This window comes from Runella sp. MFBS21, from assembly GCF_029433105.1.
In the GTDB taxonomy this organism is placed as follows: Bacteria; Bacteroidota; Bacteroidia; order Cytophagales; family Spirosomataceae; genus Runella.
Map to the genome: position 1 here is coordinate 1 of NZ_JARNTW010000011.1, position 16,908 is coordinate 16,908.

Below are 16,908 nucleotides of genomic sequence, written 5' to 3' on the forward strand. Positions count from 1 at the left end.
TGCAATGCTTAAGTTACGAACAAGGTATGAGTCGGATAGGTGGTGCGAAGTCAAAAAGAAAGTGCTCCAAATCAATTTTAAGCATCTAAACAATGCGGCATGAAGGCGACAATTTGCAATGCACCCCTTTTGCATTGAGGTTTCGTCAGGGAAAATTGAGCGGAATGAAATCTCTAAGCTTTTTGCGACAACTTTAGAAAATAAATTTCAAGCCAATGAAGTATAAGGTTTGTGGCGACTTTAATTACATTTATTTCAAAGCTGCTAAGACTTCAACTATTATTGACGATAGATGGACACCAATTCACATTGAACTTCCGCCGTCAATACGGTTAGATAAAGACAATAATTTACCAATTTTTGCAGCCGAATTTATTAAGTATTTGAGTGAAACAATTTCCGAAATATGTAAGTAGTAAAAGTGACAGAGCAAAAAAGACAGACAACATTGCATTGGTGATGTGTAAGCTAACGATTACAACCACTAAAGTCTAAAGAGTTGAATGTAAAAAGCATTTTAGCCTAATCAAACTTGAGAGTAAATAGATTAAAAAAACTTACTTTAAAGCATTTTTGCTAAATTTAACATTGAAAATATAGTGCTTTTTAAAGGTTCTTATTACATCCTGAAATACAAACTGCTTGCAGTTTTATCCCAAATTTGAATGGAAGAGAAAAATCCTACATTATTTATCAGTTATAGTCATGATAGCAAAGAGCATCAAGATAGAGTCCTTAATTTATCCAATAAATTACGAGGAGAAGGGATTGATTGTATACTTGACCAATATGAAGATTCTCCGCCTGAAGGATGGCCAAAATGGATGGACAAAAATATAAAGAAATCGGATTTTGTTTTAGTTGTTTGTACAGAGGTCTATTACAACCGAGTAATGGGGGACGATGAAAAAGGTTTGGGCATAAAATGGGAAAGTACACTAATATATCAGCAATTGTATAATGCAGGTGCCAATAACACTAAACTCATCCCGGTAATTTTTAATGACGGAAAATTTGAATATATTCCTGAACCACTTCAAGGATCCACATTTTACAATGTTGATGATTCCGAGAGTTATGATAAGCTGTATTGGAGACTAAGAGGTGTTAAAAGAGAAAAACCTAAACTTGGGAAACTTAGAGAGCTGCCATTAAAAGAAAGAAAAACTTTATTTGTTTCAGGGCTTATTGACCAAGTAAAATGGGACGAAGCAAAATGGAAAAATGGAGTTGCATATCTTTTTGCAGATAAGATTCCTACTCCTCCAGTCATTACAGTATTCTTTGATAATTTCGAATTAGGGAAAGAAATATTTAAAGAAATAATAGAAAAGGTTGGAAAAGATGATGTAGAGGAAAGATTAAGATTATCAATTATTGAAGGCGATGCACCAAATCAAGAACATGGTTATTTTGTCACGATTGGAGAAAATATTGAAGCGACGGATGCTTTATTAAAGAAAACCAAAGTGCATCAAGAAATTAAATATGTTGCAATTGGGCAAAGAATTCATCGAATGAAGCCTGATAAAGACTCAAAAAATCTTTCATATTTTAAAAGCGAATGTCAAAAATATGGTTGTTATTTCATTGCTCCTGCAAAACAAACTGGCAATCCTGAAAAAGGTGAAAAAGTAAATGTAGATGTAGATTTAGATCACAAAATCTTTAAAAGAAAAATCGAATTTAGAAAATATGAGGATGTATCTACGGATAACGATCCCGATTCAATACTAAAATCAGGGTATATAACCAATCACAAATTTTAATTATTTTTATAATGATATAGTCATGTCAATAAAAAACACGATTTTCATAAGTCATGCACAACCTGAAGATAATTATTTTTGCTCATGGATTGCTTCAAAATTACGACTTCTTGGTTATAATGTTTGGCTTGAATTAGATGATTTAAATAGTGGAAGCACATTCAATGCTAAAGTAGAAAGTGTTATAAGAAATGAAGCCTGTCTATGTTTAGCGGTAGTCTCTAATGCATATATAAATAAACTAAAAATTGCTTACTCTGGGGTAAGTAATGAAGCAAATTTGATGTTACAATTAGCTCGTGGACAAGAAGACTTTATTATTCCTTTTCAAATAAGTGATTTTGCTGTTTATAATTTACCAATGCAGTTTGCTGGTATTGACACAATAAATTTTAATGACAATTGGGCGACAGGGTTAGAAAAGTTAATAAAATTTTTAAACAAAAAAAATATTCAAAAAGTAGATAAAACAGACATTATACTTGAAGAATGGTACAAATCAATAAAACATAAGTCAACAGTAAAGGAAAGAGAAGAGAGGTACTATACGAATTGGTTTCCTATATATTTTCCAGAAAAAATTTATATTCATAAGCCAAATGTATTAGATTGGAAAGAGACATATAAAATTCCTTATACATTTTTGCGTTGCAAAGATAGAATTATAGGGTTTTTCTCTGAAGAAGAATGTAAAAAGTACATTGATGTTTTTTCAAGCGATACTTATGAAATTCAAAGTTTTTTTTCAAATTTTGACCTTGATCTTTCTGAAACAGAAGATAAGTTAAAACTACCTAATAAGTTATTAGTCAATTTAGTAAACAAAATTTTCAGAAATTTTTTACATTCTAAAAATTTATCTAAGTATGAATTAAGCAGTAAAAAGGAAGCTTTTTATTTTGACAGCCTTCCTGAAGAATCTAATAGAGTTTCATTAAAGAAATATAAAAAAACAAATCGTACAATAAATGGGATTAGCAATGAATATAAATGGTTTTTTGCCATAAGTGGATTTGCAAACTTATACCCATTTCCACATATTTTAATATCAAGTCATTTATATTTTACAAAAAAAAATGGAGAATTAATAAATGACCCAGATATGATGCAAAGTTTAAGAAGAAGCGTACCCAGTGGTTGGTATAATAGAAAATGGTTTGAAACATTGTTAGCTATGTCTTTGAAAGTTTCTGAGGATAATGATTTTTGGGAAATTAATGTTGGCAGTAGCAATTTATTTAAAATTGCTTCATTGCCATATGAAGTTGTTTCACCTTTAGGATATATAGAACCACAAAATGCTGAGTAAAGACCTATTAATTTTTGAAGAGCCCAAATTAATTTTTGGATATAATCAAAGTACTGAAGATCCAAGAGATGGCTTAGTACTATTTGGTCCTTACCAAAGAGATGACTCTAGTAGAGTGAAAGCTGGTGTTATAGGAACTGAGATGGGACTAGTATTGTACAAATCCTTTGTAAAAAGATTAAATCAGCCCATATTTTCTACGAAAACAGTATATGGTAATCTAAAAAGTGATGAAGAGGCCAGGCCAAGCTTTCCAGGGTTTGAAAGTGTTTTCGGTATTAAATGGCCTAGTGAGCCAGAACTATTTTTGCCTGTCAATAAGGTAGAAATAGATACAAAACTACTTGAGAAATCAAAAAAAATAAGGGCAAGTAATATAGTTGATTTATTCTTGTCAAAAATTGTAAGGGCTAATAATGAGGAAGATAACTCAGTTAATTTATGGGTAATTATCATTCCTAATTCAGTATGGAAAAACTGTAGGCCGGAATCAGCAGGGAGGGAGATCAGTAAAGGTACTCAAAATTTTTTAGACTTAACGAAAGGCGGTCAAACACTATTATTTAAAGAAGATGAAGCATATATTGATGAAATTGAGAAGTTACTTGATTCGACTTCCGATTTTCATAATCTCTTAAAAGCCCGATTAATTCAAGAAGGTATAACAGCTCCTGTGCAGATAATTGTTGAAAGTACTTTATTATTTAAAGATAAGCTTAGAAATAAAGAATATGATGAAAACGTAAAATGTCATCTAGCATGGACACAATCTACAACAATTTATTATAAATTAGGTAAATTACCTTGGAAATTAAATGACATAAGAGATGATGTTTGTTATCTGGGGTTAATATTTAAAAAAGGCAATAAAGAGGATAATAATGTCTGTAGTGCAGCGCAAATGTTTTTAAAGGATGGTGATGGGACTGTATTTAGGGGTAACATTGGACTATGGGAAACTAAAAAAGGAGAATACCATCTAGACAGAGTTGAAGCAAGTAATGTTTTAAGTATGGCTTTGGATGATTATTTTTATAAGTGGAACAAATACCCAAAAGAATTATTTATTCATGGGAGGTCACATTTTACAGATGAGGAATGGTTTGGATTTGAAGATGCTATAAACATAAAAGGAGCTAATACTTTACTTACAGGTATAGTAATAAAAGCAGAATCAGGTAAGTTGAAGATATATCGTGATGTTGAAAATGAAGTTTGCAATTATGGTGTAATGCGTGGGTTAGCATTTAAAGTTAGTGATGTAGAAGCATTTTTATTTACTAAAGGTTTTGTTCCTAGGCTAAATACTAGTACAAGTATGGAAATTCCAAATCCGATTCATATTATTATTTCTAGAGGTGAAGCAGACTTGAAAGTAGTTTTGCAAGATATTATGGCACTTACAAAGCTTAATTACAATTCGTGCATTTATGGTGATGGTTTACCCGTAACTTTAAGATTTTCCGACAAAATTGGAAGTATATTAACTGCAACAGAAATTTTGAAATCAGACAAAAAACAATTCAAATACTACATCTAAAATGGCAACTACACCTGATAAAGACTCTATTCACAAAGAATTAGATCTAATCCAAGATATAATTAAAAGAATGGCACAAAATTCCTTTCAAGTAAAAGGATGGCTGATAGGGATATTAAGTGCAATCATTGTCTTTGAAAAAGATCATTTAATATTAGCTGGTGGGAATGATAAAGCTACTAGCCTTTGGTTAAATGTGCTTTTATTATTGCCAATTTTATGTTTCTGGTTTTTAGATTCATATTTTTTATCAACAGAGAGACTTTATAGAGAAGTATATAAATGGGTAATAAAGCACAGAACCAATACTAATGCTTACCTTTTTGATTTAAATACTTTTTCGAGAGAAATTAATGGAGTAACTGAAGAACTTAATAAACCCGAAAATAAAATTAGAAATATCTGGTATTCAGACACTCTTTTTTTCTTTTATTTTGTACCAATACTTTTTGTACTCGCTTTAGTTATATTTAACATATCTAAATAAACACAAAACTATCTATTAACATTAAACACAATAAAAAACAGTGTATATAATAATAAAATTAAGTAAATCAAACCTGTAACTCTTTATTTCATCAACTCTGATTGTGTAAAGTATATTAGTATTGCATTTTTAATGACTAAAAAAAGTAAGAACAATTATTTGTTAGAAGCATTTTGCGGGTAATAGGAATTAATGCCAGGCTACAAATTAGCATTATAGAGTAAACAATTACATTCTACCAAAAGTAGTAAATCGAAAAACAAATATTAATCCACTATTAATAGGATGAATATATTATTTTAAAGCTCTAATTATGTCTAAGGTTTTTGTAAGTTACTGTCAGGAGCCAAGTGATAATTTTTACTCAGAACGAGTAGAGACACTTTCAGCATATTTAAATAAATTTGGCATTTTTTGTTTAATTGATAAATACGATCCTCATCCATCAGAAGGATGGCCAAAATGGATGCAAAAGAGGGTTGATGAGTCAGATTTTTTAATTATTGTTTTCTCTCCCAATTATTATAAAAGAGCTAGTGGTAAAGAAGTAGATGGTCATGGCTTTGGGGTTAAATTTGAGGCTACTCTAATATTGAATGAGCTTTATTTTAATGATAGTGTTAGTGATAAAATTATTCCTGTCATCTTAAGGAAAGAAGACATAAATTACATTCCTAATCCTTTTAAAAGTCTAAGTTTCTATGATTTAAGCCAACAAATAGGTTTTGAGATGTTATATAGAAGAATTACAAATCAACCTCTAATAGTTAAACCAGAGACAGGTGATATTATTATGTTAGATACTAAGAAAACAATAGATGAAGATTCTATATTTTCGCTTAATCAGGATGAGAATTCCGATAACAAATCAAATACTATTATTGCTGATGCAACGGCGGAAATTGAGTTAAAAATAAAGGGAGAGTTCGAAAGTTTTTCACCCCAAAGGCAAGCTCAAATTTTAGCTTTTATTGCAAAATCTTTAGAAATTGACGGAGCTGAGATAATAATTAAAACTATTAGAAAAGGAAGTATTTTACTTACATTAGAGCTAAGAGCTGACTTAGCTGAAAGACTTTTATGGGCAGTTAAAAGCGGACATTTTGAAGAATTAGATATTATTGATGCTGAAATTGGCTTATATCATGAAAAAATTATATATAAGTCTTCCACTTCAAAACAAAGTACAGAGCTAAAACAAAAGTTTAAAGCCCTACAAAGTACACTTGAGAAGCTGGACAAAGCTTACGGAAAAGGCACTGTAATGCGTCTCAGTGACAAAAAAGTAATGGACGTAGAAGTCATTTCAACTGGTTCAGTTGGTTTGGACTTAGCCTTAGGAATCGGTGGATTGCCACGCGGCCGTGTTGTTGAAATTTACGGCCCTGAATCCTCAGGGAAGACCACTCTTGCCATGCATTGTATTGCAGAAGCACAAAAAGCAGGCGGCTTGGCAGCCTTCATTGATGCAGAGCACGCTTTCGACCGTATTTATGCCAAAAAATTAGGGATTGACACTCAAAACCTCCTTATTTCACAGCCTGATAACGGAGAGCAAGCCCTCGAAATCGCTGAACATTTGATTTCATCAGGTGCTCTTGACATTATCGTGATTGACTCCGTAGCGGCTCTGGTTCCCAAAGTCGAAATCGAAGGCGAAATGGGAGACAGCAAAATGGGTTTACAAGCCCGTTTAATGTCGCAGGCATTGCGTAAACTTACCGGGGTGATCAACCGCACCAACTGTTGCTGTATTTTCATTAACCAGTTACGTGACAAAATTGGTGTGATGTTTGGCAGCCCCGAAACAACTACGGGTGGTAATGCGCTCAAGTACTATTCTTCGGTGCGTTTGGATATTCGTCGTATCGGTCAGATCAAAGAAAGTGCGGATAGAATCACTGGCAACCGCACAAGGGTTAAAGTGGTGAAAAACAAATTGGCACCTCCTTTTAAAGTAGTCGAATTTGACATCATGTACGGGGAAGGTATTTCTAAAGTTGGTGAGATCATTGACTTGGCCGTTGATTTGGAGATTGTTAAAAAATCTGGTTCTTGGTTCAGTTACGAAGGAAGTCGTTTAGCGCAAGGACGTGACTCAGTGAAACAACTTTTGAAAGATAGTCCAGAATTGACAGAAGAACTGGAGCAAAAGATTCGCACCAAAATTACTGAAAATGAAGAAATTTATTTTATTAATTAGTTTCTTCCATATATAATCGAGCAAATATTTATCTATTTTGTTTACTGTAGAGGATGCGTAAAAATTGAATAAATATTTGCTCGATTATATATTTCATGAATGCATTATGGTAGGAAATAGTGAATTCAGGACATTTAAGAATTATGCAAGCGAATGTTTAGCTTTATTGATAATAATAGGCAATACTGAAAAGAAAAATACTTATTTAATACTTGTAAATTCTCTAATGATAATTACAATTTGTTTGTTGATCTTCTCACGCTCGGCAACTGTTTTATATTGAATATGAATACTAAAGAGAATTTGAATTTAGAGGGCAGCAAATTCAAACATATATACATCTTTGCAATCAGTTGGTTTCAATGCTGACACGCTTGCCTTATCTTCAAGCAATTTTTTAAGTATTTCCCCAGTTTTTCTGTTCATAATCACGATAGTTTTGGGCGCATTACTTCTAAAAGATCAAAGAAAATTTCAAGCTGCTTTTGAAAAAAAGAAACTGCATCGTTAGTTTTCAATAATCCGAGCAAGGTATCTTAGCTTGACTCCCTCAACTGGAATAAAGCTAACTGTTCTCAAGACATTCCCACTTTCTTAGCTATTTTACGATGACGTTCAAAATAATTAAGTTTTTGACAATGGTATTGCTGTATAGTTTGCCAGGCTTGAAAGTAAAATATCCTTTGACAGAATCACGGTCAGGTGCAAACTCTGTATTGGCAAGAACTTTAACAATATCATTTTCACCTAAAGAAGGATTGATACCAATAAATAATAGCGAATCAGGTTTAATGATTGATTTAGTAGATAAAGATAATTATTTATAAACGCTAATTGGAGTTTATATCATTCTTTTCCATGTCTTATATTATTTTTAAGAATTTTTTTTCTCCTTTAATTAAAATAATAGGAGTTACACTTCTGCAACGGTCGTCCCTGATTTGTAACCTCTATAGTGTCCTACCTACAACGCTCGCTCTTGATTGGCCCCCACCACCACATTATTTCACCCCGTGAACAAGATTGTGCTTATACACTATACAGAATTACTAAAAGTACTTTTAGCAAAATAACCGTTTTACTATATTTGTATAAATAAAAAGAACGCCGCCCCATGAAGAAGACAGAAAAATATAGCAGCTTTCATGAGATGAAGGAAAACTCAACTTCAGTCAGTCCGGCTAATGCTGCTGTAGTGATGGAGCGTCATGATAAGTTTGAGAGAGCGCTATCCGCCTTAAGAAAAGACTTTATTAATTCCAAATCTGCTCTCAAATCAGTAAAACCGTAGGTAGGAACGCTATTTATGGACATTAGTAAACTCGTCTACAATATATGCGAATTGTTCAACAAGCACGCCGTTGATTATATGATTATTGGCGGGGTGGCTGTTGGTCTTCATGGCTATGTTCGTAAGTCTGTAACCGCAAGTGGCCAAGTTGTCGAGAAAATAGATATGGATCTTTGGTATAGACCAACTCACCAAAACTATTACAACTTACTCAAAGCCGTAGAGGAATTGGGAAAAGATGTAAAGAGATACCGAAATACTACTTTTGTTGACCCAACAAAATCGTTCTTCCGATTTGAATTTGACGAATACACTCTTGACCTTCTACCATGTATAAAGGCACCGATAAAATTCAGTGAAGCATTTGCAAGAAGGGATGTCTTTACAAGCAATGGCATTGAAATATCATTGATATGTCTTGCCGATTTGATACAAGATAAAGAGGTTAGTCCGAGACCGAAGGATATAAATGATATTCGAAATTTGCGTCCTGAGTAAGGTAGGGTGATTTCAATTTATGTCGTTTCGAGATGACCTTGTCTAGCATAAAACCAGATATAACTATAACAAACCACGGGAAGAATAAAGGCCATTTTAATTCCCCAAGAATCGGAGATAAGCCCCATCAGAGGCGGAACAATAGCCCCGCCTACAATACTCATAATAATCAAAGAAGAGCCTGTTTTGGTATATGCGCCGAGGTTTTTGATACTCAATGTAAACAAAATAGGGTACATTACAGAAGTAAATAAACCGACGGTAGCTAAGGAAAAAAGAGCTATACAATGAGCTGTACACATAGATGTAATCACCAACGCCATAGCTCCAACGGCGCAAATTGTGAGTATTTTGGAAGGATTGTTTTTTTGTAAAAAGTAAGCCCCTGCCAATCGCCCTACAAGCACCAAAGCCATAAAAAGTGTAATAAACAAGGCCGCTTTTTGTTCGGTTAATTCATTAATATTGAATGATTTAGCATAACGTATCAAAAAACTAACAATCCCTACTTCGGCCCCTAAATAACAAAACACTCCGAGCGCTCCTAAAACAGTATGTCGGAATTTGAAAATAGAAGAAAGACGAATGCTTTTTTCTCCTTCTTCCTGAATAGAAGGCAATTGAATAAAAAAAAGCGCGCTACCAAGTACCACAAAAAGGACTCCTAAACTTAAGTAAGGAGTTTTGACAAGTTGGGCTTCTGAATCGAGATATGTGGCAAGTTGGGCGCTGTCAAACGAGGCAATTGTCTCTTGAGAGATGTCGGTAGCATGGAGTAAAAATTGAGCCCCAATAAAAGGCCCCATGGTAGCTCCCATAGATCCCACCGCCGCCGCCAAACTTAATCTACTGGAGGCTTTGTCGGGGTCACCCAAAACCGATATATAGGGCGTGGCGGTCACTTCTAAGAAAGTAAAACCTGCGGCCATGGTAAAAAGTGCACCCAAAAAAAGAGGATAAAAACGGCTTTCGGCAGCGGGGAAAAACAAAAAAGCGCCTGCCGCCGCAAGAAGTAATCCTACAATCATACCTGCTCGGTACCCAAATCGACGAATAAACTGACCCACCGGCAATGCCAACAGAAAATAACCGCCAAAAAAAGCCGATTGCACCAAAGATGATTGAAAATCAGTGAGTTGACATGCTCGCTTGAGGTGAGGAATGAGAATATCGTTGATATTACGACTCAAGTTCCAGATAAACATGAGACTCATTACTACCAAAAGAGGAACTAAATATCGATTTTGAACTTTCATTTTGACGACTCATTTAGGAAGAAAATCGGCTTCATTGCGGCCCAATGTTCATGAGGTTTGGCTTCGGCTAGCTTTTGTTGAAATCCTCCCATAAATTCTGCCCACTCAGGCTGTCGTGTTTTGTGACTGATGGCCTCAAAGGCTTGCTCCACACTGATGCCTTCTTCCGTCTCTACAATCATAAAAAGGCGGGTACCAATCCGATAGATTTGCATATCCACGATACCTCCTTCGCGGATGCCTTGAGGAATTTCGGGCCAGATATTTTCTGGACGGTGAAAAAACTCATAGTGTTCAATGAGTTGAGCATCGTCTTTTAAATCTAAAGCCAAACAAGTTCTGTGTGTTTTCATGATTTTATTTTTTATAACCCAATTCTGCACCACCGCTCACGGGCATCAAACAGCCCGTAACAAAGCGGGCTGCCTCTGACACCAAAAATACCGCAACATCGGCAATCACGTCGCCTTCAGGACAATATCCCAATGCGTGAATATTATCTAAATATTGCTCAATGGCTTCAGGATTAGGCTGTTCGGTAGTCCACTGGCGGAGCATCGGTGTCCATACACCTGCTGGGCAAATAGCATTGACGCGTATTCCAAAAGGCGCATAGTCTAACGCCATTGCTTTGGTAAGTGCACTCATAGCGCCTTTGGTAGCAACATAGGCCGCGTGATTTTCCTGCCCTATGGTGCCCACCATACTGCTCGTATTGAGAATATTCCCTTGGGTCTTTTTAAGGGCTTCTATTCCATATTTAGTAGTCCAATATACACTTTTGAGATTGATGTCAAAAATAGTATCCCATTCATATTCAGCAGTTTGGTCGAGAGGTCTTGAAGGAGAAGCTGTTCCGGCGTTGTTGTGAATCACGTCAATCTGCCCAAATTGAGCCAACGCACTCTGTATCGCCGACTTGATGTCTTTGGGGTTTCCTACATCTCCCACCATGCCCAAATGTGGGCGTCCTATTTTACCAATCAGCAACTGGAGCAACTCCTCGTTTTTATCCATTATAAATACCCTCGCACCTGCTTTAGCATACGCCAAGGCACAGGCTTCACCGATTCCAGACGCCCCTCCCGTTAGAAATATCACTTTGTTGTTTAATGTACTCATAATAAGGAAACTTATGAATTTAAATCGCAACTACTCCCTGCTTCTTGCGGAACTTGATAATACCCATCTATGATGCTTGCGGGATGAGTAAAATACGGGCGCAAATGGGGAATATATTCTAAAAATAAGTTTTCATGTCCCATACCTATATGATTAAACAAGACAAGATGCTGGTGAATCTGTCCCATATCTCCTACGTGCGGAACCACCGGAATACCTCGTTTTTTGGCTAATAAACTTATTGTTAAAAATTCAGAAACACCACCTACCCTCACGGCATCTACTTGACAAAAATCCATGGCCCGGGCTTGTAAAAAATTCTTAAAAATCACTTTGTTAGGGATATGCTCACCCGTGGCTACTTTATAAGGAGCAATGGCTTTGGCGATGGCAAGATGCCCAAATACATCATCTGGATGAGTGGGTTCTTCTATCCAATAGGGATTGATATCGCTCAGTTTTTGACAAATAGCCAAGGCTTCGGGTACATTCCATTTTTGATTGGCATCGAGCATGATGGTAGCAGCATCTCCGGCCGTTTGACGAATCAAAGCCGCCCGTCTAAAATCACGCTCGGGATCCTGCGAACCTACTTTGAGCTTTAGTGCCGTAAAACCTTTTTCTAGGGCTTTTTGGGTGTTTTCGACGATTTTATCATCCGAAAAATTAAACCACCCTACCGACGTGTCATATCCTTTGTAACCACTCTCCAAAATATGGCTTCTCTGAGGGCGAGTAGCTTGATGACTTGCAAGGATTTCAATGGCGTCGTGGCGTGTGAGCTCTTCTTCTAAATAGCTCAAATCGAGGGTGTTGACAAGGGCTTCGGGCGACAAATCAAGCAATAATTTCCAGAGAGGCACTTGGCGCGATTTGGCCCAAAGGTCAAAACAAGCATTGACAATCGCCGACAAAGCAAGGTGTACGACTCCCTTGTGTGGACCCAGCCACCGAAGGGAAGGCGAATCGGCCATTTGGCGATAAATAACCCCAAAGTTGGCCATCAGAGCTTCGATTTCTTGGCCTTGCAAACCTTCCGAAAGATATTGAATCGCTTTACAAACAAGGTCATTGCCTGCACCCAGCGTAAAGGCTAAACCAATTCCTTCGGTGTGGGTATTGGTTTTGAGAATGCATACGGCATAAGAATACTGCGGATTGGTGTGGGTAGCATCCGACCCCGCTCCTTCGGCCAAATCGAAGCGTTTGTCAGATACTTCAATAGAATGAATATACATTTTAAGAAGGTTTAGAGAATAGGAATAGTATTATGAGATAATATAGTATATAAAAATCTTTGTCGACAAAAAACTTAAACTACAAAATATTAAAAATCAGTGTGTTAACTATTTGTATCCTTATAATTAAAGAAAGTTTTTATGATAAAAAGAATTATGAAATTTTACTTAAGAAAAGTAAAACATTACTATTGTGCAAATAGAAAGCATATTTATACCAAAAACCTATGTAGGATTGATATTTATATGTACTATATTGGCATTAACTTTATTTTTTGGAGATGAAACCTACTTATGCTCTTTTATCTGATTTTTCGACCACCACAAAGACCTTTTTGGTTAAAGAAATCGTACGGGCTTCTTTTTCTCCAGATTTCCATTTTCATGACGAATGTCAATTGGTATATATTGTATCTGGCTCAGGCACGCGTATCATTGGTGGATCTGTGGAGCATTTCGAACCTGGCGACTTGACCTTTGTGGGTTCCAATGTACCTCATGTTTGGTACAGTGAACCCAATCCCCACGATAAAGAAGCCCCGGCGATTTCGTTGGCACTTTATATCAATCCAAACAAGTTGATAGCGCAGTTAAAAGGCCTGATAGATACCCAATCAATAGAAGATTTTTTTGTAGAATCTGAAAGAGGAATGAGCATCATTGGTAGTAAAAAAAGCCTGATTCACGGATATTTGACGCAGATGCTAAAGCAAAAAAGTGTGGGCGTATTGATTTATTTATTCCAAATTTTAGAAATGTTGATGGACCCTTCAGAAAGGACGTGGCTCAATTCAACAAATGTAGTATCTAGCGTACGGGATTATCATCAACACCGCGTTTCGCGCCTGATGCAGTATATTCAAAAGCATTTTAGAGAAGAAATCAGTTTAGACCAAGCGGCAGAAGTAGCAGGTATGCAGTTGCATTCATTTTGTAGGTTTTTTAAGCAGATTACCAAGCATACTTTCTCCGATTTTTTGAATCGGGTGAGGGTCGCTTTTGCGGCTCAGTTGTTACAACATTCAGAGCTACCGATTACACAAATTGTCTTTGAAAGTGGCTTCAATAATATTTCTTATTTTAACCGTACGTTCAAAAAAATTCACGGACAAACCCCAAAGGAATTTCGGGCGAAGATGTTGGGTAAATAAAAAAGCCGTGGAGATTTCCCACGGCTTTTTATTTAATTTTTATGAGCTATCTGCTCAGGCCAAGGTACGGGGTTACCGTCTTTGGCATAGGTAGGCATGAGTGCATTCCAATTTTTTAGTTTTTGACTCAACTCGGCAGCTAACTCCTTGACTTTCTGAGGGAATTGTGCCGCTTGATTGTTGCTTTCGCCAATATCTTCTCTAATATTGTAGAGCGAAAGTTCTTGTTTTTTCATATCGTACAGAAGCTTCCAGTCACCTTTACGTATCGCACTTGCATAGTTGATACCTGCGCCTGTGCCTCCCCATTTGTTGGGATAATGCCACACCAAAGAGCGACTTTGGTCTTTAAGTGCAGGGTTTTTAAGTAAAGGAACAAAACTTTTGCCATCTACTTTTTGAATGGTTTTGGGAGAATTTACGCCCGCCATTTCCAAAATACTTGGGAAAAAATCCTCCACAATCACGTATTGAGTTTGTTCGGTAGAAGGTTTAACAACCGACGGCCATTTGACAAGCATAGGCACTCTCACTCCTCCTTCATGAACGGAGCCTTTCCCGATTTTGAGTGGCAAGTTTTGGGTATGAGCACCACCGCCACGGAGGTTTCCTTGGCTAAGGCCACCGTTGTCGGACATAAAAATGATGATAGTATTATCAGCTTGTCCTACTTTTTTGAGATAATCCATCACATCCCCTAGGCTTTTGTCCATTCCTTCTACAAGACTTGCATATTTGGCCTCGGTCGAATCTAGCCCCATTTTCTGATATTTTTCGATAAAACGAGCATCTCCTTGGATAGGCGTATGCACCGCATAATGCGACAAATGAAGAAAAAAAGGTTGTTTGGTTTCGATAGGATAGGCAATCGCCTTGATAGCTTCGCGGGTAATAGCTTCCGACAAAAACACCTCAGAACCATAGTATTCTTCCAAATCTGGCACGGCATGGTAAGTCGCTTTGCCCAAAACATTCCCATAGTTTTGCTGTCCATAGTAATTTTGGGGATGTCCTGCTGCGTGGCCTGCAATATTGACAATGAACCCAAGGTTTTTGGGACTCGACCCTGGCATACCCATAGGCCCCCAGTGCGCTTTCCCTGTATGAATCGTAAAATAACCCGCTTCTTTTAGGAGTTGAGGCAAAGGAGTAGCGTGTACGGTATGAGCAAAACCCGATTGTGGACTCAGCCCGTTGATATTCCAATCTACAGGTTTGAAAGTACTGTCTTTGGCGTCGGTAGAAATGTTTTGTTGGATATTGGTCCAGTTGGTTACTTTATGATGAGCAGCGTTGATACCTGTCAGCAGACTAATACGCGTAGGGGTACAAACGGGCATAGCGTAAGCATTCGTAAACTTGACCCCTTCGTTGGCGAGGCGTTGCATGTTGGGTGTGCGATAGCGTTCGTTGAGGGGTGTTTTCTTTTCCCAAAAAGGCACAGAGGTATCTTGCCAGCCCATATCATCGACCATAAAAAGAATGATATTAGGTCGCTTGGCGTTTTTTTGTGCCTTTACACTTCCCAAAAAGCCGTAGAAAATGAAAGGGATAATCGCCAATAACTTGGCTGTGGTTTTAATAGCCATCGTTTTGTTTGAGTTTTGAATTAGCGTCTATTTCAGATTGAGGAAGCGGATAAAGCACATGAAAAGCTTTGGCACTTTTGCCACGTTCTATGGCACTTGATACAAATTTTCCCATACGAATTAAGTCTTCGCGGCGTTTGCCTTCAGTAAACAACTCCCAAGCGCGCTCATTGAGCAAATGCTCCCTGAGGGATTCTTTGGTGGTAAAGTTACTCAACAAAATATCAGGAACACCGGCTCTTTTTCTGACTTGATTGATAAGATTAATGGATTCTTGAGTAGGGCCACTGATTTCGTTGAGGGCTTCTGCTCTGCTGAGGAGAATATCTGCATAACGAATCACAGGGATGTCATTGCCATTATTTTCAGAAACGGCATTGGGGTCGGGTACATACTTAAAGCTTCGGGCATTGTCGAGAGCTTTGCCTGCCGCATCCTCTACCAGTTTGAAATTCACCCCTTTGGTGTCGGTATATTGGGTAATAATCATTTTTAAGCGACGGTCGTTGGGATGAAATGATTTCACAAACTTAGTATAAGTTCTAAACTGAGCACCATAATTAATCCAATTGGTTTGAATGGGATAGTTGGGAGGAAAAGCATGAGGCATATAATTGTTGGAATAACCCGCCTGAGCCACGCAAGGGTACACAAAAATAAATTCGTTGTTGGCTTCATTATCAACCGTAAAAAGGGTTTCGATAGAGCCAAACAAACTGTATTTTCCAAGACCAATGATTTGCTGAGCTGTTTCTGCGCTTTTTTGCCATTGTTTGGTATTCAAATAAAACTTGCACAAAACCGCCAATGCTGTGCCTTTATCGGCTTTGCCGCGCGCGTTTTGCTGCACAGGTAGATTTTGGGCAGCTTCAGTAAGCTCCGTTATGACAAAAGTATTGAATTCGGCATCGGTAGGGCGGGAAATTTGGAATTCGGTTGTATTGGTGGAAAGAATAAGCGGAACCGCTCCAAAATAGCGATGTAAGTGAGTATAAGCCTCTGCTCTGATAAAACGCGCTTCTGACTTATATTGAATCAATCGAGCCGGAGCGATAGCAGTGATTTTGTCGATATTGTCCAACAGTACATTGGCATTTCTAATAGCTCGGTACATGCGTGCCCAGATATTGAGAAAAAATGGCGAAGAAGCATCCCACTGAAAGTTAATAAAAGGAAGGGCATCTTTTTCAAATTGTCCGCCACTTTCGAGGGTAATATCCGTGGGAAATTCCGAAAGCGTAAATTGGTCTTCGCGCATACCGCTCTGAACTTGAAGCTGACTGTAAGCCCCAATGAGCACTTTTTGAATTCCGTCTTCGTTGTTCAAAAACTCCTCCGGGGCGTATTGAGTATAGACTTCTTCTTCCAAAAATTCGGTACAACCCGACAGTACCAGTAAAAATGAAGCTAAAAATAAGGATTTGAAATAGGTAAGTTTCATTGTCGTATCTGTTT

The 16,908-nt window shown here is 37.1% G+C and carries 14 protein-coding genes and 1 pseudogene; 9 read left to right on the forward strand and 6 right to left on the reverse strand.

Annotated elements, in window-relative coordinates; translation table 11 throughout:
* Positions 1-665: 665 nt before the first annotated feature.
* From P1X15_RS19690 to P1X15_RS19725, 8 genes and pseudogenes are all read left to right on the forward strand, one after another.
* A complete protein-coding gene (locus P1X15_RS19690; protein ID WP_277339854.1) occupies positions 666-1,769 on the forward strand; it encodes a toll/interleukin-1 receptor domain-containing protein in 1,104 nt (367 codons plus the stop codon).
* Between the two features lie 22 nt (positions 1,770-1,791).
* Positions 1,792-3,078, forward strand: a complete 1,287-nt coding sequence (locus tag P1X15_RS19695; protein WP_277339855.1) for a toll/interleukin-1 receptor domain-containing protein — start codon at positions 1,792-1,794, stop codon at positions 3,076-3,078.
* A complete protein-coding gene (locus P1X15_RS19700; protein ID WP_277339856.1) occupies positions 3,068-4,618 on the forward strand; it encodes a hypothetical protein in 1,551 nt (516 codons plus the stop codon). Before P1X15_RS19695 ends, P1X15_RS19700 begins: the two co-directional genes overlap by 11 nt.
* Before the next feature lies 1 nt (position 4,619).
* A complete protein-coding gene (locus P1X15_RS19705; protein WP_277339857.1) occupies positions 4,620-5,105 on the forward strand; it encodes a hypothetical protein in 486 nt (161 codons plus the stop codon).
* 313 nt (positions 5,106-5,418) lie between these two features.
* Positions 5,419-5,817: pseudogene (locus tag P1X15_RS19710) on the forward strand (toll/interleukin-1 receptor domain-containing protein); the annotation flags it as partial.
* A gap of 441 nt (positions 5,818-6,258) precedes the next feature.
* Complete coding sequence (gene recA, locus P1X15_RS19715) at positions 6,259-7,308, forward strand: recombinase RecA (protein WP_277340012.1); 1,050 nt, start codon at positions 6,259-6,261, stop codon at positions 7,306-7,308.
* Positions 7,309-8,422: 1,114 nt separating this feature from the next.
* On the forward strand, positions 8,423-8,599 hold the full coding sequence (locus tag P1X15_RS19720; RefSeq protein WP_277339858.1) for a hypothetical protein: 177 nt from the start codon (positions 8,423-8,425) through the stop codon (positions 8,597-8,599).
* Positions 8,600-8,677: 78 nt separating this feature from the next.
* A complete protein-coding gene (locus P1X15_RS19725) occupies positions 8,678-9,097 on the forward strand; it encodes a hypothetical protein (protein WP_277339859.1) in 420 nt (139 codons plus the stop codon).
* Between the two features lie 17 nt (positions 9,098-9,114).
* Here P1X15_RS19725 and fucP read toward each other — a convergent pair whose 3' ends face one another.
* From fucP to P1X15_RS19745, 4 genes are read right to left on the reverse strand one after another with little or no spacing between them, the layout of a single operon-like run.
* A complete protein-coding gene (gene fucP / locus P1X15_RS19730) occupies positions 9,115-10,353 on the reverse strand; it encodes an L-fucose:H+ symporter permease (RefSeq protein WP_277339860.1) in 1,239 nt (412 codons plus the stop codon).
* Entirely contained in the window at positions 10,350-10,706 is a 357-nt protein-coding gene (locus P1X15_RS19735; protein ID WP_277339861.1) for an L-rhamnose mutarotase, read from the reverse strand. Before P1X15_RS19735 ends, fucP begins: the two co-directional genes overlap by 4 nt.
* A 4-nt stretch (positions 10,707-10,710) precedes the next feature.
* The gene (locus P1X15_RS19740) at positions 10,711-11,475 is read right to left on the reverse strand and encodes an SDR family NAD(P)-dependent oxidoreductase (protein ID WP_277339862.1); all 765 of its coding nucleotides are present in this window, start codon (positions 11,473-11,475) and stop codon (positions 10,711-10,713) included.
* A gap of 11 nt (positions 11,476-11,486) precedes the next feature.
* Positions 11,487-12,713, reverse strand: coding sequence for an enolase C-terminal domain-like protein (locus P1X15_RS19745; protein ID WP_277339863.1), 1,227 nt, complete (start codon positions 12,711-12,713; stop codon positions 11,487-11,489).
* A 281-nt stretch (positions 12,714-12,994) separates the two neighbouring features.
* Between P1X15_RS19745 and P1X15_RS19750 the strand changes: the two genes are divergently transcribed.
* Positions 12,995-13,864, forward strand: coding sequence for an AraC family transcriptional regulator (locus P1X15_RS19750; protein WP_277339864.1), 870 nt, complete (start codon positions 12,995-12,997; stop codon positions 13,862-13,864).
* Between the two features lie 32 nt (positions 13,865-13,896).
* Here the strand turns inward: P1X15_RS19750 and P1X15_RS19755 are convergent, their stop codons facing one another.
* Positions 13,897-15,453 (reverse strand): sulfatase, encoded by a 1,557-nt coding sequence (locus tag P1X15_RS19755; protein ID WP_277339865.1) that lies wholly within the window; start codon positions 15,451-15,453, stop codon positions 13,897-13,899.
* Positions 15,443-16,894 carry a RagB/SusD family nutrient uptake outer membrane protein gene (locus tag P1X15_RS19760; RefSeq protein WP_277339866.1) on the reverse strand — a complete coding sequence of 484 codons (1,452 nt, stop codon included), beginning with the start codon at positions 16,892-16,894 and terminating at the stop codon, positions 15,443-15,445. The genes P1X15_RS19755 and P1X15_RS19760 overlap by 11 nt, the downstream gene beginning before the upstream one ends.
* Positions 16,895-16,908 lie beyond the last annotated feature (14 nt).

Excerpts from the sequence above, each read along its gene's own strand:
- P1X15_RS19705 (WP_277339857.1), top strand. The coding sequence starts at position 4,620 with ATGGCAACTACACCTGATAAAGACTCTATTCACAAAGAATTAGATCTA.
- fucP (WP_277339860.1), bottom strand. The coding sequence starts at position 10,353 with ATGAAAGTTCAAAATCGATATTTAGTTCCTCTTTTGGTAGTAATGAGT.
- P1X15_RS19755 (WP_277339865.1), bottom strand. The coding sequence starts at position 15,453 with ATGGCTATTAAAACCACAGCCAAGTTATTGGCGATTATCCCTTTCATT.
- P1X15_RS19760 (WP_277339866.1), bottom strand. The coding sequence starts at position 16,894 with ATGAAACTTACCTATTTCAAATCCTTATTTTTAGCTTCATTTTTACTG.
- P1X15_RS19700 (WP_277339856.1), top strand. The coding sequence starts at position 3,068 with ATGCTGAGTAAAGACCTATTAATTTTTGAAGAGCCCAAATTAATTTTT.
- P1X15_RS19725 (WP_277339859.1), top strand. The coding sequence starts at position 8,678 with ATGATTATTGGCGGGGTGGCTGTTGGTCTTCATGGCTATGTTCGTAAG.
- P1X15_RS19695 (WP_277339855.1), top strand. The coding sequence starts at position 1,792 with ATGTCAATAAAAAACACGATTTTCATAAGTCATGCACAACCTGAAGAT.
- P1X15_RS19740 (WP_277339862.1), bottom strand. The coding sequence starts at position 11,475 with ATGAGTACATTAAACAACAAAGTGATATTTCTAACGGGAGGGGCGTCT.
- P1X15_RS19745 (WP_277339863.1), bottom strand. The coding sequence starts at position 12,713 with ATGTATATTCATTCTATTGAAGTATCTGACAAACGCTTCGATTTGGCC.
- P1X15_RS19735 (WP_277339861.1), bottom strand. The coding sequence starts at position 10,706 with ATGAAAACACACAGAACTTGTTTGGCTTTAGATTTAAAAGACGATGCT.
- P1X15_RS19750 (WP_277339864.1), top strand. The coding sequence starts at position 12,995 with ATGAAACCTACTTATGCTCTTTTATCTGATTTTTCGACCACCACAAAG.
- P1X15_RS19720 (WP_277339858.1), top strand. The coding sequence starts at position 8,423 with ATGAAGAAGACAGAAAAATATAGCAGCTTTCATGAGATGAAGGAAAAC.
- P1X15_RS19690 (WP_277339854.1), top strand. The coding sequence starts at position 666 with ATGGAAGAGAAAAATCCTACATTATTTATCAGTTATAGTCATGATAGC.